This is a genomic window from Gordonia sp. NPDC003422 (genome assembly GCF_053588675.1).
Window position 1 is genome coordinate 36,350 of the sequence record NZ_JBSFQL010000004.1, and the last position, 25,992, is coordinate 62,341.

Annotated in this window: 20 protein-coding genes and 1 tRNA gene; 12 read left to right on the plus strand and 9 right to left on the minus strand. The window is 64.3% G+C overall.

The features are described from left to right. Positions 1-145: 145 nt before the first annotated feature. From ACWDTF_RS05050 to ACWDTF_RS05060, 3 genes are read right to left on the minus strand one after another with little or no spacing between them, the layout of a single operon-like run. On the minus strand, positions 146-1,255 hold the full coding sequence (locus tag ACWDTF_RS05050) for a Swt1 family HEPN domain-containing protein (protein WP_449754047.1): 1,110 nt from the start codon (positions 1,253-1,255) through the stop codon (positions 146-148). Beyond that, the gene (locus ACWDTF_RS05055; protein ID WP_449754048.1) at positions 1,252-4,713 is read right to left on the minus strand and encodes a helicase-related protein; all 3,462 of its coding nucleotides are present in this window, start codon (positions 4,711-4,713) and stop codon (positions 1,252-1,254) included. The genes ACWDTF_RS05050 and ACWDTF_RS05055 overlap by 4 nt, the downstream gene beginning before the upstream one ends. After that, entirely contained in the window at positions 4,710-8,711 is a 4,002-nt protein-coding gene (locus ACWDTF_RS05060; RefSeq protein WP_449754049.1) for an Eco57I restriction-modification methylase domain-containing protein, read from the minus strand. The genes ACWDTF_RS05055 and ACWDTF_RS05060 overlap by 4 nt, the downstream gene beginning before the upstream one ends. A 161-nt stretch (positions 8,712-8,872) precedes the next feature. On the opposite strand from ACWDTF_RS05060, the gene ACWDTF_RS05065 reads away from it, so the two are divergent. Then, the gene (locus tag ACWDTF_RS05065; protein WP_012831983.1) at positions 8,873-9,658 is read left to right on the plus strand and encodes an abortive infection family protein; all 786 of its coding nucleotides are present in this window, start codon (positions 8,873-8,875) and stop codon (positions 9,656-9,658) included. A gap of 179 nt (positions 9,659-9,837) precedes the next feature. On the opposite strand, the gene ACWDTF_RS05070 is transcribed toward ACWDTF_RS05065, so the two are convergent. After that, a tRNA-Leu gene (locus ACWDTF_RS05070) sits at positions 9,838-9,923 on the minus strand. Between the two features lie 485 nt (positions 9,924-10,408). Here ACWDTF_RS05070 and ACWDTF_RS05075 point away from each other — a divergent pair. The 7 genes from ACWDTF_RS05075 (at position 10,409) to pknB (ending at position 20,139) form a co-directional block, all read left to right on the plus strand. Continuing rightward, positions 10,409-11,638 (plus strand): FhaA domain-containing protein, encoded by a 1,230-nt coding sequence (locus ACWDTF_RS05075; protein WP_308221065.1) that lies wholly within the window; start codon positions 10,409-10,411, stop codon positions 11,636-11,638. 340 nt (positions 11,639-11,978) lie between these two features. Further along, positions 11,979-12,440: an FHA domain-containing protein FhaB/FipA gene (locus ACWDTF_RS05080; RefSeq protein WP_449754050.1), complete on the plus strand. Its 462-nt coding sequence runs from the start codon at positions 11,979-11,981 to the stop codon at positions 12,438-12,440. After that, entirely contained in the window at positions 12,437-13,975 is a 1,539-nt protein-coding gene (locus ACWDTF_RS05085; protein WP_240860443.1) for a PP2C family protein-serine/threonine phosphatase, read from the plus strand. The genes ACWDTF_RS05080 and ACWDTF_RS05085 overlap by 4 nt, the downstream gene beginning before the upstream one ends. Further along, on the plus strand, positions 13,972-15,402 hold the full coding sequence (locus ACWDTF_RS05090; protein WP_449754051.1) for an FtsW/RodA/SpoVE family cell cycle protein: 1,431 nt from the start codon (positions 13,972-13,974) through the stop codon (positions 15,400-15,402). Before ACWDTF_RS05085 ends, ACWDTF_RS05090 begins: the two co-directional genes overlap by 4 nt. Further along, on the plus strand, positions 15,399-16,886 hold the full coding sequence (locus ACWDTF_RS05095; protein ID WP_240860448.1) for a penicillin-binding transpeptidase domain-containing protein: 1,488 nt from the start codon (positions 15,399-15,401) through the stop codon (positions 16,884-16,886). Before ACWDTF_RS05090 ends, ACWDTF_RS05095 begins: the two co-directional genes overlap by 4 nt. Continuing rightward, positions 16,883-18,220 (plus strand): protein kinase domain-containing protein, encoded by a 1,338-nt coding sequence (locus ACWDTF_RS05100; protein WP_240860449.1) that lies wholly within the window; start codon positions 16,883-16,885, stop codon positions 18,218-18,220. The genes ACWDTF_RS05095 and ACWDTF_RS05100 overlap by 4 nt, the downstream gene beginning before the upstream one ends. After that, on the plus strand, positions 18,220-20,139 hold the full coding sequence (pknB, locus tag ACWDTF_RS05105) for a Stk1 family PASTA domain-containing Ser/Thr kinase (protein ID WP_449754052.1): 1,920 nt from the start codon (positions 18,220-18,222) through the stop codon (positions 20,137-20,139). The genes ACWDTF_RS05100 and pknB overlap by 1 nt, the downstream gene beginning before the upstream one ends. A gap of 4 nt (positions 20,140-20,143) precedes the next feature. Here the strand turns inward: pknB and ACWDTF_RS05110 are convergent, their stop codons facing one another. After that, positions 20,144-20,797: an aminodeoxychorismate/anthranilate synthase component II gene (locus tag ACWDTF_RS05110; RefSeq protein WP_240860451.1), complete on the minus strand. Its 654-nt coding sequence runs from the start codon at positions 20,795-20,797 to the stop codon at positions 20,144-20,146. A 124-nt stretch (positions 20,798-20,921) separates the two neighbouring features. Here ACWDTF_RS05110 and crgA point away from each other — a divergent pair, with 124 nt between their 5' ends. Together crgA and ACWDTF_RS05120 are read left to right on the plus strand one after the other, a co-directional pair. After that, positions 20,922-21,212, plus strand: coding sequence for a cell division protein CrgA (gene crgA, locus ACWDTF_RS05115; protein WP_240860452.1), 291 nt, complete (start codon positions 20,922-20,924; stop codon positions 21,210-21,212). 81 nt (positions 21,213-21,293) lie between these two features. Next, positions 21,294-21,761, plus strand: coding sequence for a PH domain-containing protein (locus ACWDTF_RS05120; RefSeq protein WP_240860453.1), 468 nt, complete (start codon positions 21,294-21,296; stop codon positions 21,759-21,761). A gap of 242 nt (positions 21,762-22,003) precedes the next feature. Here the strand turns inward: ACWDTF_RS05120 and ACWDTF_RS05125 are convergent, their stop codons facing one another. Both ACWDTF_RS05125 and ACWDTF_RS05130 read right to left on the minus strand, forming a co-directional pair. Continuing rightward, entirely contained in the window at positions 22,004-22,885 is an 882-nt protein-coding gene (locus tag ACWDTF_RS05125) for a rhomboid family intramembrane serine protease (protein WP_240860454.1), read from the minus strand. A 32-nt stretch (positions 22,886-22,917) separates the two neighbouring features. Beyond that, a complete protein-coding gene (locus ACWDTF_RS05130; protein ID WP_240860456.1) occupies positions 22,918-23,439 on the minus strand; it encodes a peptidylprolyl isomerase in 522 nt (173 codons plus the stop codon). 93 nt (positions 23,440-23,532) lie between these two features. On the opposite strand from ACWDTF_RS05130, the gene ACWDTF_RS05135 reads away from it, so the two are divergent. Next, the gene (locus tag ACWDTF_RS05135) at positions 23,533-23,715 is read left to right on the plus strand and encodes a hypothetical protein (RefSeq protein ID WP_240860458.1); all 183 of its coding nucleotides are present in this window, start codon (positions 23,533-23,535) and stop codon (positions 23,713-23,715) included. Positions 23,716-23,751: 36 nt separating this feature from the next. Beyond that, complete coding sequence (locus ACWDTF_RS05140; RefSeq protein ID WP_449754053.1) at positions 23,752-24,810, plus strand: DUF4190 domain-containing protein; 1,059 nt, start codon at positions 23,752-23,754, stop codon at positions 24,808-24,810. A 16-nt stretch (positions 24,811-24,826) separates the two neighbouring features. On the opposite strand, the gene ACWDTF_RS05145 is transcribed toward ACWDTF_RS05140, so the two are convergent. Together ACWDTF_RS05145 and ACWDTF_RS05150 are read right to left on the minus strand one after the other, a co-directional pair. Beyond that, complete coding sequence (locus ACWDTF_RS05145) at positions 24,827-25,513, minus strand: hypothetical protein (RefSeq protein WP_308221067.1); 687 nt, start codon at positions 25,511-25,513, stop codon at positions 24,827-24,829. Continuing rightward, a complete protein-coding gene (locus ACWDTF_RS05150; RefSeq protein WP_433257170.1) occupies positions 25,510-25,992 on the minus strand; it encodes an enoyl-CoA hydratase in 483 nt (160 codons plus the stop codon). The genes ACWDTF_RS05145 and ACWDTF_RS05150 overlap by 4 nt, the downstream gene beginning before the upstream one ends.

Consider the following 25,992-nt stretch of genomic DNA (forward strand, 5'->3'; position numbering starts at 1 on the left):
ACACCACTCTCGGTTAGGCTCTGCCGTTGGGGGAAGTCCTCGGCTACACCGCGCCGTCGCATCGCAGCGAACAATGCTCCACCCGATCCCTGCACTCCTCGTTGCTGCGTAAACTCGCCGGAGCCTGGAGTGAATTCCGGTCCGATCACTTCTGATCAACGAGATGTCGCGCCCGTTCAAGTTGTGCAGCGAACTGCTTGGTCTTTCGCTTCCGTCCAAAGGTTCGAAGGGTCGCCGCGTCGAGGTCGGCGTCGCTGATCGCTGGGTTGTCGGCTCGAAGCAAGCGCATTGCGTTAGCAATCTCGGCTGGACTGATCTCGGTGAAAGGTCGGTCGACAGTGCTGTCGTTGGGACGGAACTCAGCCCATGTTGCTGGATCGAGATCGGTTGGCCAGACACTTTTGTCGGTATCGATGACCAGCCCGGTCTGCTTGATCTGGTAGATCAGCTTCTTCTCGCGCGCCGGCCAAAGCCGTCGCACTCCAAAGGATGCAGCTGTGAGCTGGGCCAGCCGATTGATGTGGATCGGGCCTTCGAACTCGGCGATCTCAGTCGCGACAGCACGGACCTGTTCCTTGGCGACCTTCTTCGGCAAGGCATCGAGAACATCAACATCACCGACCACGACGACTGTCCACGGTTCGAACTCCGACCGTCCGGAGCCGATGGTTGGGGTGCTCGCAGAGTCGGAGCGCTTCAACACGGCAGGGTCTGGGCGGACGACGTCCGAGTCCGGCTCAGCTTCGGCATCGGGCTCCGGCGCCTCGGTGTGCTGTTGCGGAGGCGTCGGTGCGACGTGCTCAGCGAGAACTTTCGCCTCGACCAAGGCGTCGAATGCTTCGTCACGAAGCTTTCGCGCATCGGCGGCACCCTGGTCGTCACCGAAGTGCTCTAGGAGTCGTACCGCGAAATCGTTTGCGCGCCAGGCATCCAATGTAGTCAGGTCATCATGGTGTGCCCACCGGTTTCGGACAATCCGCAGTTCGTTGCCGAGCGTGGTGACCACGCGTGTGTAGTCATCAAACGGGAACCCGAGTTTGCCGAGGCGTTCGGTGATCATTCTGAGTTGCGATTGCAGGTCTTCAGCAGAGTAAGACTTGGGTGGTTTGCCCTTCATCTTGTCGAGCTCACTCAGGACTGTCGGCCATGGAAGGCCGCTGAGGCTGGGCGCCAACTTGGTGCCGATGATCGGGTCGAGTCGCTGCGCGAGGTGGTGCAGGCTTTGATCGACGGAGTAGCGTGCATCGAAGGTCACTGTGCTGTCTCCTCAAGTGCCCGTGTACCTTTCACGGCGAGCCAGGTCACGAGGCGGACTTCGTGCTTCTCGACATCGGGGAGGGGTTCGCGTGGCGGTGGCGCGCTGATTCCGGCCTCGTCTAGCACCTCGGTGACGAGCTTGATGCGTTCCTCATCGGTGCGACCTTGGTTGATGGCCCCACGGACCTGACGCGACACTTTGGCGGAGGGGACGCTGCGTAGGCGATTGGCGAGCGCGATCTGAGCGTCCCTGCCGAGATACCCGCCTCTCTTAAACACGAGTGCGTATGCGTCCCGGAAGGACAATGGCAGGTCGGGTTGGAACGCATTCGGGTCGGTTAGCTCCTGCCAGACGTTGTAGACGCTGTCGCGGGCGACCTCCCACGCGTCGAATGCGTGGCCGTAGACCCCGTCGGGGAGCCATCGATCAGCGCTGGCGTTTTGTGGATCGGCGACGCGGAGGGAAAGGAGTGTGTCGGGAGAGATCAATGGTTGGCCGTCTTCGTTGTGGCGGAGCGACCAGTCGTCGTCGACCGGCACATATCTGAACCAGGGCTTCGGGCTCTTTCCGATCTTGATGCAAAAGACGTAGCCGTTGCCGTTCACCACGGGGTTCACGAATCCGCTTCCCGAACCGTAGGGGAGACTGAGGATGTCGGCTTTCAGCAGCGGGTCCATGTTGAACGCACTGGACAGTCGCCGACGGTACTCCTCGCCGGACAGTGAGGCACTCGATCCACCGGCGTCGAGTAGCTTCTCGAACTCGTCGACGACTTGGTCGTCGGTGAGATTCACTTCGTGTCCTGGTCCGCGGCCCGGGAGTACGCTCCCTGCCCCGACCGCCGCATCGGCTAGCGCCAGCTTTGCTTCAAGACGTGCCTCTAGGTCCAGCAGGGCGTCGAGGCGTTCGGCCGGGAAGAAGAGCCCCAAGTGGACGTAGTCGTGCTTGGAGCCGATGCGGTCGACACGACCGTGTCGCTGGACGATTCGCATGGGGTTCCATGGCAGGTCATAGTTGATCATCTGCCCGGCTTGTTGGAGGTTCACACCCTCGGAGAGCACATCGGTGGTGAAGAGGATGTCGAACTCGTCCTTCGCCGCTGGCTCGCCCTTTGCGTTTCGAGGTCCGGCCGTCGCGGGTGCGAAGCCGGCGATGGTTGACGCTCGGCCTCCTTGGTCGACGCCGCCGGTTGCTCCGCGTTCGTGGGTTCTGGCGTAGGAGCCCATGATTGGCGGGGCGATGCGAGCACGGTAGTCGGCCAACGGAGATCCTGCGGGCGCTGATTCGATTGCTTCCACGACGGCCTCGTGGATGGGGATGATCGTGTCGGTGAAGGCCGAGAATACGATGACTTTCCGGCGGTCGGCATGCGAGAGACCGCGCGGGTCGACGCGCTGCGCGTCGGCCGCAATCGTCGTCAGTTCCTCGATGAGTTGCTCAACCTTGGGCTCGACACCTTCGATCACAACGTGGGCGAGATCTCGCAGCTCACAGAGCAAAGCGATGTCGGACTCGACGTCACCCTGAAGTTCGGTGAGGTGGTAACCGTCGACCGATTCGATCTGTTCGTCGTTGTCGAATTCGGCCACGAAGGCGTCGAGGTCGTCGGAGTCGGAGGAGACCCAATCACTCAGCGCTTCGCCTTTGAGGACGAAGCCCTTTCCGAGCGCCTCCAGGAAGCTCTCGTGGGAGGCGATCATGTTTTCGAGAGAGGCGTGGAGCGCCTGTGGACTGGATTCGAGTCGCTTGAGGAGGCCGGACCGAAGCAGGCCTGCGTTGGTGATCTGGTATTCCTGCAAGTCGTGGTCGACCGTGTACATGCTGGAGAGGTAGCGTGCGAGCATCAGCCGCTGCGGATCGCGACTGCGTTCTTCCCACGCGCGTGTGGCGTGTGGATCGGTCGGGTCGTCGAGCGCGTAGACCATCGCGTCAATGAGAGCCAGGCCGTCATCGTTGAGGTCGTAGTCGATACGGCGAACCTTGGGCTGCGGGAACCTCAGAGTGGTCAGCTGCCCATCCGCGCCCCGGATCAGCTCGTTGGCGTAATGCTCCTTGACGAACTTTCGGGTCCGACGCACCGCAACCTGATCCATCAGGTCAAACAGATGCTCGGGTGTCAGATTGACGGGATCCATGGCCTGCGCGTGCTTGATGTACTCGCGGATGCTCGGGATTCCCAGCGCCGCAAAGCGGGCGTCGTCGCGGATGAAGTACTTCACCAGAGTTTCGAGATCGGTGAGCGAGTTATTGACAGGCGTAGCAGTAAGCAACACAACGCGTTTGGGCCCACCAGCGGTGATGACCCGATCCACTGCACCTGACCGCTGGGCTCCCGAGTTGCGCAGGTTGTGCGCCTCGTCGATGACGACGAGTGAATAGTCCGCAACTTCTTGGAGGAACGTGTCAATCGGCCCTCTGTCCGGGTCGAGGCGGTTGCGTACCTCCTCGTAGGAGTAGACCTTCACCCAGCGGCTGAAGTCGTAGGATTCCAAGAACGGTTCCCACATCGACGATTTCAGCGCGGCCGGCGCGACGATGAGCACCCGCTGCCGATTGATGTTTGCTGTTCGGTAGATGACCTCGCCCGCAAGATATGTCTTTCCCAAGCCAACCTCATCGGCGACCAGGACACCGCCGTGCTCATCGAGAAGGCGCTCCATACGCACCACCCCATCCGCCTGAAAGCGCGTCAGCTCAAGGCGCGTGTGGGGTTCAGGGTTCTCGTCGGAATCGAGGTGCTCGCCATACAGTTCCCAAAGCATCCGAAGGTAGACCACCCACGGCGTATGCGGATCCCACAGGCGGCCGTAGAGCTCAGCGAGGTCATACGGGTCGCTCTGTGACCAGTAGTGCTCGAACCACTCCCGCACCTTCCCGGCCGCACTCGTCCCACCACCCGTGCCAAGATTCAACTCCGCATTGCGGGCGAGGCCCGCGTAAGTCATATTCGACGACCCCGCAATCGCGGCTTGCGCCGCGCTGTCCTCGACAAGGTACGTCTTCCCGTGCAGAAAGCCCCCCGAATAGCGACGCACCTCGACTCTTGGATTCTGTTCGACGTCAATGCTCTTCAGCCACTCGACCATCCGCTTCGCCTCGGCCGTAGGAGTACGAGCGAAGCCCATTGTGTCCCGCTCCGCTTCCAGCCAGGCCTGGTGGTGTTCGAGTGCAGCATCTCGTCGCGCGTCCTGATCGGAGTCACCCGATGTGATTGCCCGGACCGATTCCTCCTCGGGTTCAGCACCGAGCAACAGCCGTACTCGGGGCGCTAATTCCAACTCGTCAGCGAGAAGCGCGAAGCCCGCTGGGTTGACGTAGGCCGTCGCGATAGCAATCGGTGGAGCAGTCAGTTTGTTCTCACGCAGCAGACAGAACAGTTCATTGACTTTGTCAGCAACCGTGAGCCCGGCTTCGGTCGATGCGTGATTGGTCGCAAAGTCAGGAAGCTGGGTCATGCCTTACCCTTCCACTCTCGATAGTGAGTAATGACCGCGTCGAGACGGGCCTCGTAGTTCCAACCACGGTGGAAAGTTGCAAACACGTGCTCGACCTGATCCTCCTCAAGGCCGTACATCAGACTCACCAGCGCATCGAGTTCGGCAATCAGGCTGTCCTTCTCGGGGGCCGATTTCACTGAGCTGACCCGAACGCCAACCGCGGCCGCCCAATCGGCGTAACGCTCATCAACGGCGGCGAGCTTTCCAGCGATCTCTACCATGCGCGTCGTCAACGGACCACCAGGCGTGTATCTGGGCACAGGCATCGGATTCATCAGGTAGAAGTTGAAATTTAGCTCGACCCACCGTCTGGCCGCCCAGTCGAATGGAATGCTGCTGAGAACGCCGAGCAAGTATGCCTCCGCCTTCGGATCACCTTGAACGGTCACAACAATCTGCCCAGCCTCGGTGATCGAGCTCCTTGGTGGAATGAGGCATGCGATTGAGGTGCGACTGTCACTCGGACGTGCAATTTTTCTGAAGACGATCCTGGCGTGATCCATCGGAAGGTCTTTTACGCCGAAAGTCATCCCGAAGTAAGCGGACCTGCGCTGCCGAAGTTGCGTCGCGAGCTTCTTTTTCAGGTGCTCACGCAGCTTCGAAGTGACACTGTACGCATACGGGTCGCCAGCGTCAGGCGTCCACAAATTGAAGGACGAGCCAGCAAGTACGGGAGTCTTTCCTGCGCTTTTGGCTAAATCGAAATTATAGAGCGAGCGATCGTTAGTAGAATGTAACTCATTGGTTAGGCGAAACTCCCAGCCCGAACGTGATTCATCGAATCGCGGGCTCTTCTTCATCTGTCGGAATACTTCGGCTGATTTCGGATCAGGAATAAGTGGAAACGATGCGGCATTCGACCACGTGGCGAACTCGTCACTCGGAACTGACGCCAACTTATCCGCTCCTCTAGCAAAGGCTTCCTCGCTAGCGAACGGTCCTGCCCACCTGACGAGCTGATCTCCGCCTCGCTCCATGACAGTCAAACCGATTGTGTACTGCGGGTGGACTTCTGGGAACACCCACTGCTGGTTGTTGAGCAGGAAGCACACGTCCGCAAAGGACCCCTCGGCCAACACGAGTCTTCTCCAGTGTTCGAGCGGTGACCCTGACAAAGCTGTTCTTGGGAGTACGACGGCACTTCGTCCCCCGAGCCGCAGTAGTTGCCAGTTTCGCCACGCGAACGCCTGGTAGAGGTCGACGTCCCCGCTCCCAAGAACGAATGGGCCTGTCCGCAGCACGGTGGCGTAGGCGTCAACTGTCTGTCGTTCAGCCTCATATTCGTCAACAAGGTCCGGTCGCGCCTTCTGGAAGGCAACGAGTCCGGCTCGTTTCTGCTTCTGCGGCAGTGAACGCAGCCCCGGCATCCTGAGGCCCCACCACTTCTGTTCCTCTACCTTGACGGTCTCCCAGGGAGGGTTGCCAAGGATTACATCAAACCCGGGCCGATCACGCAGAAAGACCTCTGGAAAGAGGTACGGCATGTGAGCTGGGTTGAGTTGCTCCGCGGCTTTCGCTGTCTCGGGGCGCTCAAGGACTGATTGCAAGGACGGTTTGTCCACAATTAGTCCAGGCTGGATCCAACCGATCCGTGCAGCAACAGCAGCGTCAAAGATCTTGTTTGCGGTAGCTGCAGACGCACGCGCTCTAGCAAGCATCCGCGCGCCCTCTTGCACCTCTGCCTTGTTCGCCTCGCTGGCGCTTGCAACATCGATAAGCAGGGTCTTCGAGGACGCCAATTGATCGGTGAGAATTTCATCGAAGAGGCTGATCTCACCCGGTTTACGGCCGGGCTGCAGAGCATCGAGTGCCTCGTCGATTGTGCCGATACCAGTAAGGCTATTGGCGTTCACCAACCCATGGTCGAGGTTGCTCATAGGGAGGCCGGGCACGAACGTGTGAATCCACAGGGCGAGGCGAGCCAATTCGACCGCCATCGGATTGATGTCGAGGCCATAGACGCAGCGGCGCGCGACTTGCCGACGCAGAAGGCCCACCTCGTCGACCTCGCTCTTGGCGACATCGTCGGTGCCGAGAGCGTTCCGTGCGACCTCCGCGAGCCTTAACAGCTCCTCGACAACGCCTGGAACTGCATGGTCCGTAAGGAAAGTGCGCATGAGCGCTTCGATCTTGTCGACGGCCGCGACTAGGAAGTGCCCAGAGCCCATCGCGAGGTCTGCCGCGCGGAAATCGAAGAAGTCACGTGCAGCGGCGGATGCATCACCGTTGTTTAGGTGATCGGCAATCTTCTGTAGATGGACACCGAGTGCGGGGACAATCGACCGCTCTATGAGGTGATCCACGACTATCTTTGGCGTGAAGTAGGAACCGGTCGCTTTTCGCTCTCCAGACGCTGTGTGGAAGTAGACCTCCCCGGAGCGCGCCCACACCTCATCACCACGCTTCGCCGGTACCCACGCTCCATTCTTGTCAACCGTGAGGTTCTCCTCGGCAAGAGAGAGCGAACTCTCCAGGAGGCCCTCGTAGATAGTGCCGAACTCGCGAACGCTCAGCGAGCGGAAGTCGACAGCGCCGAGTACTCCGTCCTCGTTAATGTCAATGAGAAGACTCTTGAGCGCTGGGCCGAGCACATTATCCGGCAGCTCGATTCGCTTTATAAGTGCGCCTTCGGGCGATCGGTCCGGGTCCGTGGAGAAAAGCCCTCCGTTATATGCGGGAATCTGCCACTGCGGGTTACCGTGATCGATCGCGTTCCACACCTGCACGAGGTCGAACCAGATAGTGGATGAATCTCCGAAGTCGCTAGTATCCGCGTCGAGTAATCGTCGGGCGTTTGTCTTGAGGCTGTTTGCGTCGAAGCCCTCGTTTCGGCCAGACGGCAGAAGGCCACGGTCCTCGGCATATGCCTGGAAGATCAGTCGAAAGAGAATATGAAGGGTGACACGGTAGGCGAGCGCGAGTCCATCAGCATCGAGTTTCACACCTGCGTTCTTCGCAAGACGGTGTGCGACTTCGACCGCCAGAGGAGGAACAATCTCGTCGTAAATTCGCTCCCGAAGGCGCGCGCCCAACTCTGTCGCGTAACGGGCACTGTCGCGCAGCAGTCCATCTGCTGTGCCATCGGCGACGAGTGCATCCGCAGAAAACACCAGGGGAAGCAGGGCAGCGAACTCGGAATCGATGGTCGACAAGTCGACCTCGAAGAACGTGTCGGCCTGGCCCTTGGATCCAACGCCGACACCGTCGCGGCCCGGGTACAGCCTGATCTGATCCTTCCGAAGCACGACGAGCCACGGAACCTCCTGCCTCGACGCGACCGCCAGGCCAAACGCCACCGGCGAAAGCTGGAAGCGCTGGGTCTTAGTGTCAAAGTGCTCGGAGTCGTCAAGTAGAACTGCAACCGCGCGAGGCGGGTGGCCACCCGTCGAAAGCAGCATCGTTCCGTTTGGCCCTGGTGACGTGCCGAACCCAAGAGCCTCGACAAGCTGCCTACCCCGCTTGCTGAGCAGTGGCGCGGCGTTCTTGCCGAGAGCCTCCCAGTCGGATCGCTTCGGGACATTGCTCGTAATGTGGTGCGTCGCAAACAGACCGCTATTGGTAAAGCCCACGACACCCGTAGTGTCGTTCGCCTTCCGGAAGGCTGCGTATCGCTCCGTCGCGGCCAGCACGTCAGGTTCGGCAAGCACGGACTGAAGCTGACGCTGAGCCTGTTCGATCGGGAGTTCAACGGCCTGCGCCTGAGGGTCGGGGCCAAACATGTAAGCGGTCTCGTCGTGGAGTATTGCGATGATGAGCTGGACCTGCGTCTTGCCCTTGCGCGCGTTAAAGAGTTCTCGAAGCACTTGGCGGGACGGCGCCGAGGCAGCACGCGCGACAGCAACCTGGAAGCCTCCGAGGTGGTGCGGGTCCGGGCCGAAATAGACCTTCTCAGGAGCAACCCCGTCGGGCGCGGACGCTGCAGTCCACTTCACGGTCTTGTCGGCGCTCAAACGCACAGCTGTACTCCTCCGGCTCACCTACGGGCTGCCATCGTGCCGCCCGGTCAGAAACCTTATCGGCGTCGGCCGACGGAATGGGGGAAGTCCTGGCACCCGCCGGCGGTACTGACTCGATGGAGCTTCACGCGATCCAGTGATTCATAGCCAACAATGAGTACGTGTCCTCGAAGACGAACGACCTGCCCTACCGCGTCATGAAGCTAGCCACCGATATGTTCGCGCGCGAGACAGGATTCAGCGGCCCCGAGATCCACGAGATCTTTGCCGAGTACACCGATGCGCTTGGCCCGTACCAGGGCTGGGGTGGTGGAGCCATGTCACGGTGGCAGATCTTCCAAGCTGGCCTCAAGTCAATGCCGTTGCAGCAGCAGAAGACCTTTCTGCTCGAGCTCTGCAGCTACGACGGTGGCAGTAGGTACGGAATGCCTCCAGACGAGGAGATCGAGAAGCTCCGTTCGCTCCTATTAGCCGATGGGACCCCAGGTGCCAAAGCAGCCAGCCAAGGCTTGGAAAAGCTGGAGGACTGGCAGGCAGTCACAAAGTCGTGGACGGCGGCGCTGGGCAAGGTGACGTCCGACCCAGACGGCGCGATCACCGCTACTCGCACAACGTTGGAAAGTGTCTGCAAGCACATCTGCGACGAACGGTCAGTTGCTTACGAAAACTCCTGGGACCTCGCGAAGCTCTACAAGGTTGCGGCATCGGCGATGGAGGTCTCGCCTGACCAGCACTCCGAACAAATCATCAAGCAAATTCTCAGCGGCGCTGCAACAGTCGTCAGCGGCCTCGCCGGAATGCGAAATGCCCTCAGCGATGCTCATGGTCGTGGCAAACGCTCCGTTGGCCCTGCACCGCGGCATGCGAAGCTCGCGGTCAACGCGGGGTTTGCAATTGCCGGGTTCTTGATCGATACCCACATCGAGAAACCGGATAGGAAGGCGTGATCCCCGGAGTACGTCGGTACATAGTCATAGCCCGCATACGCGCTGCACGGGACACGTCAACCCAATGTCCCCACAATCAAAGGTTTTGGCGAGCCATCGAGCCGCCCGCGACAAAACCAAAGGTCAGGCTACGATTCCGCAACCTGACCTGATGTACCACTTTGAGCTGAACTGCTCCGTGGTGGGCGAAGGGGGACTTGAACCCCCACGTCCCGAAGGACACTGGCACCTGAAGCCAGCGCGTCTGCCATTCCGCCACTCGCCCGTGGCCGCCGATTGCTCGGCGGGCATGTTCGTCGGCCTGGGAGACCAACGGACCCGAGAACGATAACAGCCGGTTGGTCGCGATTCCAAACTGGATTGTTGCGGTGGGTGGCCAGCTGGTTGCTGACACTGTCGGCGCACCGGGGTTTCGACAGGCGTCGAACTCGCTACGCTCGCACGTCGCCGCTCAACCAGCAAGAAGGGACGGCTCGCGGTCGGGCAGCCGTCGCCGCTCAACCAGCAATGAAGGAGCAGCTCGCAGTTCAGAGCCTCCCGCTCAACCAGCAAGAACGGACGCCTCGTCTACTGAAATCAGCAGGGGAAGAGCGTCGAACGGCTGAATGGTGAGTTGGCGAAGAAGCTGTTGCGGATGTTACACACGGTGCACCAGTTGTCTTGATGGCACGATTGTTTGCACTTGTCGCTATCATCAATCAAGGCCAGATGCACGGCGACACGCTCATATGCCGCGAAAGGAGGTCACGGGTGGGGATCCTGCAACGGATCGAACGCAAGCTCGAAGGTGCGGTTGACGACAGCTTTGCGCGCGTTTTCGGTGGTCAAGTGGCCCCGCAGGAGATTGAGAACGGGTTGCAGCGGGAAGCTCAGGAGTCCGTACGGGACGTCGGTGACGGCACCGTACTCGCGGCAAATAGCTACACCTTGTTGTTCAGTCCCACCGATCACCACCAGATCGCGGCCGAATATGAGCTGAATCGCAAGACATTCTCGAAGCATTTGGAAAACTTCATCAAAGACAATGGATGGCAGACCTACGGCAAAGTCGTCGTAGAGTTCGACCAATCGCCGTCCTTGCACACGGGGATTTTCCGGGCACGGGGCACCGTTAACCCGGATGCGGCGCCGCGTCCGGTGCCACCGCCGCCGGCGGGACCTCCCCCAGTGCAAGCGAACAGACCACAAGAAAATGCCCCACAACCAGTAGGAGCCCCAGAGATGACGCACAACCCCGGATACGACCAGCGCAGGGGCGCCGATCCCGCGTACGGCCAGCAGGGTGGCTACGACTACCAACAGGGCGGATACGACCAGTACGGACAGCAGGGATACGACCAGTACGGCCAGCCCGGTTACGACCAGTACGGACAGCAGCCCGGCTACGGACAGCAGGGATACGAGCAGGGCCAGCAGCCCGGCTACGAGCAGGGCTACGGCGCCCAGCCCGGCTACGGACAGCAGCCGGGATACGACCAGGGCTATGGCCAGCAACCCGGATATGACCAGGGTTACGGACAGCAGCCCGGGTACGACCAGGGCTATGGCCAGCAGCCCGGATACGACCAGGGTTACGGACAGCAGCCCGGGTACGACCAGGCCTACGGCCAGCAGCCTGCCTACGGCCAGCAGCCCGGCTACGACTATCAGCAGCCGCATGAGGCCTACGGTCGCGCACCGGCCGGCTATGCACCGACGTCGATCACCCTGCTCCTCGAGGACGGCAGCAACCGCACCTTCCAGCTGCACGAGGGTTCCAACGTCATCGGACGTGGTCAGGACGCGCAGTTCCGCCTCCCCGACACCGGCGTCTCGCGTCGCCACGTCGAGATCCGCTGGGACGGCAACACCGCGATGCTGACCGACCTCAACTCGACGAACGGCACCACCGTCAACGACGTCGCGGTCAACAGCTGGGAACTCGCCGACGGTGACCGCATCCGGGTGGGCCATTCCGACATCACGGTGCGCTTCCAGTAGCAGCTGCGACGGTTGGTGGGTCGCGAGGTCGTCTCACCGGCCCTTCGAGGCTCGTCGCTAGCGCTCCTCGCACCTCAGGGAGCGGTGGGGCCGGCGCTCCTCGCACCTCAGGGAGCGGAGGGGAATGCGCTCCTCGCACCTCAGGGAGCGGTGGTTACCGCGACGAGCCGACCGAAGTGCCGCACGGCACGGCGGTCACGGTTGATACTGAACTGTCATATCCGAATGACGGAGTTTGAGCGATCTGCCCATAAGATGCAGTCGGGTCTGCTGATTCGACTGGCGCCAGGGGGCGGAGCGAACAGACCGGACGTGTGATGGCGCTGGAGGTGAACGAAAGATGCAGGGCTTGGTGCTGCAGCTGACCCGCATCGGGTTCCTGCTGCTGCTGTGGCTGTTCGTGTTCGCCGTGATCCGGACCCTGCGCACCGACATCGCCAGCGCAGGCGGCCTCCGACTCCCCCGCTATTCCGGTAGCGACAAGCGACGACGCAGCCCCGCGCAGCGCGGATCGGCCCGACACCTCGTCGTCACCCACGGCGCGCTCGCGAACACCCGCATCAGCCTCGGCAGCCAGCCCGTCCTCATGGGCCGCGCCGACGACTCGACCCTTGTTCTCACCGACGACTACGCGTCAGAACGCCACGCGAGGCTCTCGCGCCGCGGCGACGACTGGTACATCGAGGATCTCGGGTCGACGAACGGCACCTACCTCGACCGCACCAAGGTGACGACGCCGGTCAAGGTCCCGATCAGCACGCCGATACGGATCGGCAAGACCGTGATCGAGTTGCGCCCGTGACCCTTGTCCTGCGCTATTTCACCCGAAGCGACCGTGGCCTGGTCCGGTCCAACAACGAGGATTCGGCGTACGCCGGTCCTCGCCTGCTCGCCCTCGCCGACGGCATGGGCGGGCACGCGGCCGGCGAGGTGGCCAGCCAACTCGTCATCGAGGCGCTCAGCTCCCTCGACGCCGACGAACCCGGCGGCGACCTCCTCAGCGCGCTCGACCGCGCCACCCATGCCGGCAACGAGGCGATCGCCGCGCAGGTGGAGCAGTCGCCCGAACTCGAGGGCATGGGCACCACGCTCACCGCAATCCTGTTCGCCGGAAGTCGAATTGGGTTGTGCCACATCGGTGATTCGCGCGGATACATGTATCGCGACGGCGAGATCACCCAGATCACCCGCGACGACACCTTTGTCCAGACCCTGGTCGACGAGGGTCGCATCACGGCCGAACAGGCGCACACCCATCCCCAGCGTTCGCTGATCATGCGCGCCCTCACCGGCACCGAGGTGGAACCCACACTGACCGTGCGCGAGGCCCGTGCCGGGGATCGCTACCTGCTGTGCAGCGACGGCCTGTCCGACGTCGTGACCGAGGAAACCCTCGGGGAGACACTGGGTTCCATCGCCGACCCCCGCGAATGCGCCGACCGCCTCATCGAGCTCGCACTCCGCGGCGGTGGTCCGGACAACGTGACCGTGGTGATCGGCGACGTCGTCGACACCGAATATGGCGACTCCCGGCCCATCGTCGGTGGTGCCGCCGGCGGCCACGAAGACACCTACACCCCGGACCCGAAGACCGCGGCCGGACGCGCCGCTGCGCTGCGGCCGCCACCCGCGGAACCGTTGCGCCCCACCGTCCTCGACGAGCCGGCGCCGACCGGCCGCCGCAGTCATCTGGGCCGCTGGATCGCACTCGGCGTGGCGCTGATCGTCGTCGCTGCACTCGTCATCGGGTACTTCGTGATCCGGGCGACGATCTACAGCAACTACTACGCGACCGCCACCGACACCACCCAGGTCAACAACCTGACCGACGGCAACGTCGTGATCCGTCAGGGTTCGCCGGAGAAGTTCCTCTTCCGCACGATGAATCGGCCTGCGGCGAACGGATGCATCGAGACCGACGCGCAGATGGTGCCGCAGATCGTCTTCAAGGACGAGGGCCAGGAATGTGCCCGCACCCTGCGCCTGCTCGATCTGAAACAGGCCACCGCGCAGTCGATCGTCGACCTGAAGATCAAGAACCTCAGTCGTGACGAGGTCGAGAACTCGATCAGCGGCGAATTGCTTCCGGTGTGCCAGGACATGCCGACGAGCACTCCGCCACCGCGGACCGGCACGACGACGCCGAGCAACCAACCCGGATATCCGGGCGGCGGCGGAGCCGATTCGACGCTGACTCCGGGCGCCACCACGGCGCCGACGCGCCCGAACCCCGCTCCGGCACCGTCCACCACGCGACCCCCGCTCGACGATCCGAACGCCACCGGCACCGTGCCGAACACCCCACCTGTCGGCTACCCGGACTGCCGACAAAAATGACCCAGTCCGCGCCCGCTCCGCACGCACCCCCGCGTCAACCGAACGAGCAGACCGGCCGCAACACCGAGCTTCTGCTTCTGGTGTTCGCGATCGGCCTGGTCACGGTGGCGCTGTTGATCGTGCAAGCCGCACAAGGGCAGTCCATCACCTGGGCGCTCCTCAAGTACGTGGGCGCCTACATCCTGCTGTTCGGTGCGGCGCACTTCGTGATCCGCCGGTACGCACCCCACGCCGACCCGATCCTGCTGCCGGTGGTGGCCGTCCTCAACGGGCTGGGCCTGGTGCTCATCCACCGGCTCGACCTGGGCACCGCATCCAACGAGACACCCGTCCCCACCGAACACACCAGCAACGCCGACCAGCAGTTGCTCTGGGCGTTCCTCGGCGTCATCGCCTTCTCGGCGATCCTCATCGTCGTACGCGATCACCGCACGCTGTCTCGGTACGCCTACACCCTCGGTCTCGGCGGCATCATCTTCCTCGCGATCCCGGCGATCCTGCCGGCCGGATGGTCGACGATCAACGGGTCCAAGATCTGGATTCGCACGCCCTTCTTCAACATTCAGCCCGGCGAGTTCTCCAAGATCCTCATCATCATCTTCACCGCGGCGTTCCTGGTGGCCAAGCGCGACCTGTTCACCACCGCAGGCCGACACTTCCTCGGGATGGATTTTCCGCGCGCACGTGACCTCGGACCGCTGCTGGCGGCGTGGGCGATCGCGATCGGCGTGCTGGCCTTCGAGTCCGACCTCGGCACGTCGCTGCTCATCTTCACCACGATGCTGACGATGGTGTACGTCGCCACCGAACGGGTCAGCTGGCTGGTGATCGGTCTGACGCTGTTCGCGGCCGGGGCGGTCCTGGCGTACTCGCTGTTCAGCCACCTCCAACTCCGGGTGTCCATCTGGCGAGACCCGTTCGCCGACTTCTACGGCGACGGCTATCAGATCGGCCAGAGCCTGTTCGGCCTGGCCACCGGCGGCCTGCTCGGCACCGGTTTGGGGTCGGGCCGGCCCAACACCGTCCCGTTCGCCAACACCGACTTCATCATCGCGACGATCGGCGAGGAACTCGGCTTGGCCGGCCTCACCGCGATCCTGCTGCTGTTCCTGGTGCTGATCATGCGCGGACTGCGCACCGGCGTCGCCGTCCGCGACAGCTTCGGCAAACTGCTCGCCACCGGGCTGTCGTTCACCATCGCGATGCAGGTCTTCGTGGTGGTCGGCGGCGTCACCAAACTCATTCCGCTGACCGGTCTGACGACGCCGTTCATGTCGTACGGCGGGTCGTCGCTGCTGGCCAACTACATTCTGCTGGCCCTGCTGGTGCGGATCTCCAACGCGGCCCGCGAGCCCGATCCGGCCAAGCGCCGACCGGCACCCAAGCCGGTCGAATCGCTGCCCACGCAGGCGGTGACCCGCGCATGAACAAGCCGATCCGACGGGTGTCGGTCGCGGTCATCCTGATGATGGTGGCACTACTGGCCAACGCGACCTACGTCCAGGTGTTCAAGGCCAACAGCCTGCGCACCGACAGCCGCAACGACCGCATCCTGCTCGACGAGTTCTCCCGGCAGCGTGGTCTCATCACGGCTGGCGGCACCGTGATCGCCAGTTCGGTGCCCACCGACGGCCGCTTCAAGTTCCAACGCGTGTATCCGGGGGAGACGGCGTTCGGGTTCGCACCCATCACCGGCTACTTCTCGCACATCTACGGCAACAGCCAGATCGAGGATGCCGAGAACAGCATCCTCAACGGCTCCGACGACCGGCTGTTCGGTCAACGGTTCATGGACATGCTGTCCGGCCGTGATCCGCGCGGCGGCAATGTCGTCACCACCATCGACCCCCGGATCCAGCGGCTCGCCTACAACGCCCTGCGCAACGGGCCGTGCGACGGTCCGTGCCGCGGTTCGCTGGTGGCGCTGCAACCGAACACCGGCAAGATCCTCGCGATGGTCTCGACACCCAGCTTCGACCCGAACCTGCTGGCCAGCCACGACGCCGACGAGCAGTTCCGCAATTGGGACCGGTTGACCAAGGATCCGCGTCAGCCCACGCTCAACCACGCCATCAACCAGCTCTACCCGCCCGGATCGACGTTCAAGGTGATCACGTCGGCGGCCGCACTGCGCGACGGGATCGACACCAGCATCCGGCTGACCGCGTCGCCGTCGATCGTGCTGCCCGGCACCAACCAGAGCTTGGAGAACTACGACGGCGAGACGTGCCCCGGGTCGTCGGGGGGAACCGTAACGCTCGAAACGGCGTTCAAGTTCTCGTGCAATACCGCGTTCGCCGACCTGGTGACCACGAAGATGAAAGATGCGACGACAGTGTTCACCGAGACCGCCCGGCTGTTCGGGATCGATCAGCCCGGACCGAACATCCCGATGACCGTGACCGAGTCGACCGTCGGTTCGATCACCTCCCCGGATGTGCTCGCCCAATCGGCGATCGGTCAGCGCGACGTCCGCCTCACCCCGCTGCAGAACGCGATGATCGCCGCTACCGTCGCCAATGGTGGCGTGCGGATGCGCCCGTACCTGGTGGATAAACTGCAGGCGGCTGATCTGCGCACCCTCGAGACCACTCAACCGGCGACGATCAACCAGCCGATCACCTCGGATCAGGCGTCGACCCTGACCCGGATGATGGTGCTGTCCGAACAGGAGACCAACGGTAGCGGCGGCGCTGTCACCGTTGCGTCGAAAACCGGGACGGCCGAACTGTCGGACCCGAACGCGACGCCGGTGACGTGGTACATCGCGTTCGGTCCGTCGACGAACGCACAGGTGGCCCTTGCGGTCGTCGTGGAAAACGGTAGGAATGGCGTGAAGTCGGTGGGCGCCGATCTCGCACCGATCGGACGGGAAGTGATCAACGCAGTGGTGGGAGGTCCAGGTCGATGACCTTGCAGAACGGCATGACCATCGCCGATCGCTACCGCCTGATGAGGCTGATCGCGACCGGCGGTATGGGACAGGTGTGGGAGGCGCTCGACACCCGGCTGAATCGTCGGGTGGCGGTCAAGGTTCTCAAGGCCGAGTACACCAACGATCCTGAGTTCATCGCACGGTTCCGCGCGGAGGCGCAGACCACCGCCAAGCTGAACAACCCCGGCATCGCCAACGTCTTCGACTACGGCGAGACACCCGATCGGGCCGGCGGCGAAGCGCTCGCCTATCTGGTGATGGAGCTCGTCGACGGTGAGCCGCTCAACTCGGTGATCTCCCGTCTCGGCCGGCTCTCGCTGACCAACACCCTCGACATGCTCGAGCAGACCGGTCGGGCGCTGCAGGCTGCGCACAGCCAGGGGCTCGTGCACCGCGACGTGAAGCCCGGCAACATCCTGATCACCCCGACCGGCCAGGTGAAGATCACCGATTTCGGTATCGCGAAGGCGGTGGACTCCGCACCGGTCACCCAGACCGGCATGGTGATGGGCACCGCCCAGTACATCTCGCCCGAGCAGGCCACCGGCGACGAGGCGACCGCGGCGTCGGACGTCTATTCGCTCGGCGTCGTCGGCTACGAGTCGCTCACCGGCCGCCGACCGTTCCTCGGTGACGGCGCAATCACGGTGGCCATGAAGCACATTCGGGAAACCCCGCCGCCGCTGCCGAGCAACCTGCCGTCGGGTGTGCGTGAACTCATCGAGATCACGATGGCCAAGGATCCGCGTCAGCGTTACGCCAACGGTGGCGAGTTCGCCGACGCCGTCGCCGCGGTGCGGGCGGGTCGTCGGCCGCCGCGTCCGGGTGCCGCCGCGGTCGCGGGAGCGGCTGCCGGGGCCGCTGGTGCTGCGGCGCTGTCCCGTACCGCGCCGGCAAGTGCGGCGTCACGCCCGCCGACCGCCCCCCGTTCCACGCCGATCCCGCCCCCGGATGACAGCTGGACCACCGGCCAGAAGGTGCTCGCCGGGGTGGCCGCCGCGCTGCTCGTCGGTGCGATCGGCCTGATCGGCTTCTGGTTGCTCACCAAGGATTCGTCGGGGGCGAGCGCGCCGACCCCGTCGTCGACGACGGTGACGCAGTTCCAGACGACGACGGTCGCACCGCCGCAGACCACCGAGACCGAAGACGACACCCCCACGCCGACCACGACGACCACCACTCGGCGGCCGACGACCCGCACGACCACCGAGAACACCACCACACCGACCACCGAACCCCAGACGAGCGAGAGCACCGACCCCGGCGCTCAGACCGCACCGCCCTGGTTGTCCTTCCCGCCGATACCATGATGTCGACGCCGCATCACCTCTCCGACCGCTACGAACTGGGCGAAACGCTCGGGTTCGGCGGTATGTCGGAGGTCCACTACGCCCGCGATCTTCTCCTGCACCGGGATGTCGCGGTCAAGGTGCTGCGCGCCGATCTGGCCCGCGATCCGACGTTCTACCTGCGCTTCCGACGCGAAGCCCAGAACGCGGCCAAGCTGAACCACCCGACCATCGTGCAGGTCTTCGACACCGGTGAGGCCGAGACCGACGACGGTCCGCTGCCGTTCATCGTGATGGAGTACGTCGACGGCGACACGCTGCGCGACATCTTGCGCTCCAACGGTCCGGTCGCCCCGCGGCAGGCGATGACGTGGATGGCCGACGTCGCCGCCGCCATGGACTTCTCACACCGCAACGGCATCGTGCACCGCGACATGAAACCGGCCAACGTCATGATCGACAAGTCCGGTGCGGTCAAGGTGATGGACTTCGGTATCGCCCGCGCCATGAGCGACACCAGCGCGACCATGACGCAGACGTCGGCCGTGATGGGCACCGCGCAGTACCTGTCGCCCGAGCAGGCGCGCGGCATCAAGGTCGATCCGCGCAGCGACATCTACTCGATGGGGTGCGTGCTCTTCGAGCTGCTCACCGGGGAGCCGCCGTTCACCGGTGATTCGCCGGTCGCCGTCGCACACCAGCACGTCCACGAGGATCCGCCGTGGCCGTCGCACGTCAAGCCAGAGATCCCGCGCGAACTCGACTCCGTGGTCCTCAAGGCGATGAGCAAGAACAAGGAGAACCGCTACCAGTCGGCGGGCGATCTCCGCGCCGATCTGATCAAGGTGCTCGCCGGCGGCAAACCGTCGGCGCCGCTGCTGCTGTCGGACGCCGAACGCACCGAGTTCATCGACACCGGCCCACGCAAGGCCATGCGCGCCGAGGCGGCCGGCGGTGGTTCACATCGACGCGAGGACGACGACACCGGGCCGCAGGCGGTCCGACGCCGCTCCAAACCAGTGATGTTCGGGGCGGTCGCGGCCGTGGTCTTGTTGCTGGTCGCTGCGCTGTTCTTCTGGGCGCCGTGGAGCTCCGACGACTCCGCCCGGCAGGTCTCGGTGCCCGATGTCGCGGGCCTGACCACACCCGACGCGCGGTCGGCGCTGGAGAAGGCCGGGTTCGAGGTCAAGGAACTCCAGGAGCCGAGTGCCACCATCGACGTCGGCCACGCGACCCGCACCACACCGGGCGGCGACAACGTGATGGCCGCCGAGGGTTCCGAGGTGACGCTCTACATATCGTCGGGTCCACCACGCGAGAAGATCCCCGACGTCCGCGGCAAGACGCTGCCCGAAGCGACCGAGATGCTCAAACGCCTCGGCTTCACCGACGTCAAGACCGTCCGCGTCGACTCGACCGCCGAACTGAAGGACAAGGTGGTCGAGACCGCCCCCATGATCGGCACCGAGGTGCCCGTGACCGGGGTCGTGGAACTGCGCATCGGCAACGGTCCCAAGCTGGTGACCGTGCCTAATCTGGTGGGTCAAACCCGGCAGCAGGCGCAGGTGTATCTCGAGCAGATCCAGCTCCGCATGGTCGTCGTGCAGGTCGACTCCGACCAGCCTGCCGGTCGAGTGGTCAGCTCGTCGCCGTCGGCCGACGTCGAGGTCAGCGAGGGCAGCGTCGTGCAGGTCTCGGTGTCGCGCGGCAACCTGTTCGTGATGCCCAATCTCCGCGGCAGCACCCCCGCCCAAGCCTTGGCCGAGCTGAGCCGGGCAGGTTGGGATCGCAGCACGCTGACGCGGTCGACGCGCAACGTCCCGCTCGGCAGCCCCGACGACGGCAAGGTCATCGGGCAAGACCCCGCCCCGGGAAGCAAGGTGCGCAAGAACGGGTCGATCAGCATCGTCGTCGGACAAGCGAGTCTGCTGCCCAACTGACTCCTCAGCGCGTGATGGCAGCCGCCATCTCGGCTTCCAGCGCGGCGACGCGCTCTTCGGGGATCTCGATGCCGCACACCGCGAGCCAGTTGGCGAGCATGCGGTGGCCGCCCTGGGTGAGCACGCTCTCCGGGTGGAACTGCACGCCGTGAATCGGCAGCTCCCGATGTTGCATGGCCATGACGATGCCCGATTCGGTGCGACCGGTGACGACGAGTTCGTCGGGGATGGTGTCGGGCACCACGGTCAGTGAGTGGTAGCGGGTGGCCGTGAACGGATCCGGTAGGCCGGCGAGGACGCCGACGCCGTCGTGGGCGACCTGAGACGTCTTGCCGTGCAGAAGTTCTGGCGCACGGTCGACGGTCGCGCCGAAAGCCGCACCGATCGCCTGATGTCCGAGACAGACACCGAGCAGAGGGAACCCGTGCTCGGCCGCGACGGTCACCATCGGCGTCGTCACGCCGGCGCGCTGCGGGGTCCCCGGGCCCGGGCTGAGCAGCACACCGTCGAATCCGGTTGTCGCCGAGACAAGATTCTCGGTGTCCAAGTGCGGGTCGTCGTTGCGCCACACCACAGCCTCGACACCGAGCTGGCCCAGGTACTGGACCAAGTTGTAGACAAAGCTGTCGTAGTTGTCGATGACCAGGATGCGTTGCACCCCGACAGGCTACCGCCGCAGCAGGGGTGGTTACGACGGCGACCAGGTGAGATACCGTAGAGGAGAGCTTTTGCGCGCGCCGGGAGCCATCCCAACTGCGCGGTGTCGTACTACAGAGGAAGTCATGCCGAAGTCAAAAGTCCGGAAGAAGACCGACTACACCATCAACCCGGCCAGCCGGACCCCGGTCAAGGTCAAGGCCGGACCGTCCAGTTCGATCTACGTGGGCGTGATGCTCGGGCTCATGGTGCTCGGACTCGCCTGGCTCGTCGTCTACTACCTGGCCGCGAGCAACACCACATACGGCGGCGAGGGCCAGCCCCTGCACTGGATGGCGAACCTCGAGGCGTGGAACTTCCTCATCGGCTTCTCACTGATGGTCGCCGGCCTCCTGATGACCATGCGGTGGCGCTGACCTGCGCATATTGTCCGCATCAGGTTCTCCACACTGTGGAAATCACATGTGTGTAATTCATCCCCACTGTGAGTAACTTCTGTGGATAACTCTGTCGACGCCTCTTGGGCGACCCCCCGAGCCGCTGCCGCAGCCCTCTGTATCGCCGGGTTCGTCCTGCTCGCGGTGGCCTTGGTGGCAGCTCCCGACGCGGTGGGGTTGCTGATGATCTCTGTCGCCGGCGTCCTGTTGCTGGCCTTCGGCGGGTACGCGCTGATCATCCGGCCACGTCTGGCCGTTGCGGCGTCACCACCGCAGCTGACGATCCGGACGATCGGCGGCGTCCACACCTACGCGCCGGATCAGGTCGAACGCATCCGCCTGCTGGCCCTGCGTCGGATCGGACGCCGGACCGCGCAGCTGGAGATCGATCTGCTCCCCGACGGCGCCGGCTCGCGCGACGACGCCCGGCTGGTGGTCTTCAGCCGATGGGATCTCGGTGCCGACCTCATCACCGTGGTCGACGAATTGCGCCGCGCGGGCTTCACGGTCGACGACGCGCGGCCGTAGGACACGCCCCGATCGCCGGCTGAGCAGCAAAGAGTCCACTCCCGCCGGAGGTGCAAGCGAACAGTCGCCACCCGCTGGCTGAGGTGCGAGCCTGCGAGCCTCGAAGCCCGTGGTGAGACGACAATGTCCTCTCACCAGGCCTTCGAGGCTCGTCGCTAGCGCTCCTCACACCTCAGGCAGCGGGTGGGGGCTCCTCACACCTCAGGGAGCGGAGGAAGGCACCTGCGGGGGAGCAACACCTTTCAGCGCAGGATCATCGGCCCGCTGTACATGACTCCTGCGCCGACCCCGACAGCGAGCGCCAGCACCAGCAGAACGCCGAGCGCGGCCCACGACACCCGCGATGCCGACGCCGCGTCGAGCCGATTGCGTGGCAGCACCAGTTCGGGGAGGTAGACGATCGCGGCCGTTGCGGCGACGCCAAAGGCCAGACCGCCGAGATGTGCCATCAGGGAGATGCCCGGCAACGAGATCGACAGGACCACGTTGAAACCGATGATCACCAGCACCGGGGTCGGCGAGACGCGGGCCTTGAGAACGATCACCAGCATCGCCCCCATCAGCCCGTAGATCGCACCGGATGCGCCCGCGGTCTGGACGTTGTCGGCTTCGAAGAGCATCACGGCAGCGCTGCCGCCGAGTAGAGAGATCAGGTACACCGCGAGATACCGGTAGATGCCCAGGGCGATCTCGAGGTCGCGGCCGATGATGTAGAGCGAAATCATGTTCACTGCGACGTGCATCACGGTGAAGTGCAGGAATCCGGCGGTCAGCAGACGCCAGTACTCACCGTCGCCGACGATGCCCTTGACGAGATCACCGTGTGCGAACAGTGCCGCGTTCGAGGGGTCGGTGACACCGGCCTCGGCAACGCACAGTCCGAACACGATCAGGTTGATCGCGATCAGCGCGTAGGTCGCGTACGGCGTCCGGCTCGACGAGATGGCCCGGAACGACCACGACCGTCGTCCCGGATTGGCCGAACCTCGCTGGACTCCGTCGTCGCGCAGGCAGTCGACGCAGTGCTGGCCGACCGCGGCGGGACGCAGACATTCCGGACACGCCGGCCGCCCACACCGACTGCAGGACAGTCCGGTGGGGCGGTCGGGGTGCCGGTAGCACACGGCCACCTGAGGTGGCGTGTACTGAGGGCCGGTCAGTTGACCTCGATCTTCTCGATGACGACCTCGTCGAGCGGACGGTCACGACGGTCGGTCGAGGTGGTGGCGATCGCGTCGACCACCTGCTGCGACGCGGGGTCGGTGACCTCGCCGAAGATCGTGTGGCGACGATTCAGGTGCGGGGTCGGGCCGACGGTGATGAAGAACTGCGAGCCGTTGGTGCCGGGTCCGGCGTTGGCCATCGCGAGCAGATAGGGGCGGTCGAACTGGAGTTCCGGGTGGAACTCGTCGGCAAACTGGTAGCCCGGGCCGCCCGTGCCGGTGCCGGTGGGATCGCCGCCCTGGATCATGAATCCCTCGATGACGCGATGGAACGGCGAGCCGTCGTAGAACGGTCCGGAGTTGCCGCCCGACGCGTTGGGCTTGGTGTAGTCCTTGCTGCCGTCGGCGAGACCGACGAAGTTCGCGACGGTCTTGGGAGCGTGATTCGGGAACAGGTCGACCTTGATGTCGCCGCGATTGGTGTGAATGGTTACAGAAGAATTCGGTGTAGTCACACCTCCATCCAACCATCTGCGACGAAGTCGGTGGTCAGACTGCACGACCAACCCCGCTGGCATCGTGTCGCGTCGACTGGCAGTCTTGTCCACATGCCCAAGAAGTATCTGATCGCCGCCGCAGGTGCGCTGGTCGCGAGTGTGTCGGCCGGCATCGCTGTCCTGCTGGTCCGACGGTCGCGGCGCGAACCTGCTCCGGTGTCTGCCACTGTGCCCCGTGTTGAGGAACTGACCACGACGATCGACTCCGAGAAGTCGACGTCAGAGGCCTCCTGACGGCGGCCGGACGATCGCCACAGGTAATTTGGAACCGTGACCTCCGACGACGAACGCAATCGGCCGCCCGGCCCGGGCGATGCCGATGACGCACGTGGCGCCGGACCGGCTCCATCGTCCACCGAGGCCGGCTCCGGCAGCCTGGCCCCATGGGAGCGTCCTCCGCGGGCTCCGCTGAGTGCACCCGTGCGTCCGCCGTCCGGCGAGCCATCGTCGGCCCGACCCCCGACGCCCGACCCGCGTCGCACCACCGGCAGCCATCCGATCCCGCCGCGCGGCCCAGTCACCGGTCCGCGCCCGACCGGCGGCCCAGCGCGTTCCGGCGTCGGTCCGACCACCACCGGCGGTCAGCCCATCCCGCCGCGCGCCGGATCGATGCCACCCCGCTCGCCGCGCACGACCGGCCCGCAGAGCGTCACTCCCAGGACCACCGGACCGCACCCGACGACGCAGTCCGGGCCGGCGCCGCGACCGGGTGGGCCTCCCCCCGGTTATCGTCCGCCGCCGGGCCAGCGTCCACCTCCGGGTCGGGGTGCTCCCCCGCCCGGTGCGCGTCCGCCCGGCCCGCGGCCACCCACTTCGGCGCCGACAAGTGCCCTGGGCTCGCGTTCGTCGGACGGACCCGACGAGCGTCTCGATCCGTTCTACGACGACGACAACGACTTCGCGCCCGTACCCTCCTCGAGACCAGAGCCCGCCGGTCGCGGCCTCGACAAGGGCAGCGACAAGTCGGCGCTGGCGTATTCAGCGGTGCGCTCCGACCCCGAACCCGACCGTGATTGCCCGATCGATGCTGCTCCGGAGGAACCCGTGCGCCCGAACCTGGCCAAGCCGGCCGACAACCGACGACCCGCCGCACCACCAGAACCCCGACGCCGCGTCAACCGGATGGCGATCTGGGCGCTCGTGTTGTCGATGCTGGGCATCACGGCGCTGATCGGTATCGGCCTGGGCTACAAGTCCCTGATTGACATTGGCCGCTCACGAGAAGAGGGCCGGCCATATGCGGTCGCGGCCATCGTGGTCGGCTCCCTTTACGTATTCGTGTTCGTGGTCGGCTTGATCGTCTACTGGTGGATCCGTAGCGGTAGCTGATCCGCCGTCGTGTAACCTACGGCCGACTTCCGGACGCAATCGCCAACTCGCGCAGGGCATCCCGTGTCGACTGGGCCAGGTTCTCCTGAGCGGAACGGTCGAGTCCGGTTCCGGCGCCGAGGACCGGGTCGTACTCGAGTGCGATCACGCCGGCGACCTCGCCCGACACGGCCGCCACCACGAGATCTTGCAGCGGACGCGGATCGATATCGGGCACTTGAGGATTGATCACGATGATCGTCCTACTCAGCACGCCCATGCGTTGCCACTGGTCGAGGTAGATGCGTGCACGATTCAGCAAGTCGGGCCGCGGGCTCAGCACGAGGACCGGAATCATGTGCTGCGCCAACGGGCCTTCGGCAAGATCAGGCAGTACCGACAGGGCGCGGGCACCGGCGTCGACCACCGGCACTGCGCCCTGACCCCACGCGTAGGCGACGCTTTCGCTGATCGTGTCCTCGTCGTGCGCGAGGTACAGACCAGTGCCGAACGTCGACCGCAGGAGGTCGGGGTCGCCGCCCGCACGCATGCGGAGTTCGAGATCCCCGTCGTTGCCGGCGGCGTCGATCCACCACGACGATTCGCCCAGAGTGGTTGCGGCACGGTGATCGGCGAGCAGCGCCGCGATCACCGAGGTGCCGACACCACCGGCGGTGCCGCACACGATGACCGGACGCTCGGGCCAGGGTGGTGGCTGGGTCACGGCACGATCAAGTAGAAAGCCGTCTTTAGCGATTGGGGTGTCCGGACCGTAGTCTTGGACACGTAGGTTTGAACGGCGACCGTGCTCAGCCCGGAACCCGTCATCACCTCGCGCACGATCTTCTGTCCAGGTCGAGGACCAAAGGCCGCCGGAATCCAATAGTCACGATAGAAGGCCCGACTCCCCAAAGCGGTGATTCCGATCAGAAATCGGCACTGTGGATTTCGCGTCCATCCACGGCCGTTTCCGGTGAAGCCTCGAGAGGTCAGTGTGACTTTGACGACGCCCGGCTTCCGACTCTTCGAGGAGAGTCCCACGTCGAACGAACCACGACAGTAGTCATGATCACCGACTGTCGCGATGATCGGACTGTAGATCGCGATGTTGCCGAGGGGACGGTCGGCTCGCGCCGGGGCGGCACCAAACAGCATGGCCATGACGGCCACTGCGATCGATACGACTGCACTCTTGCGCACCAT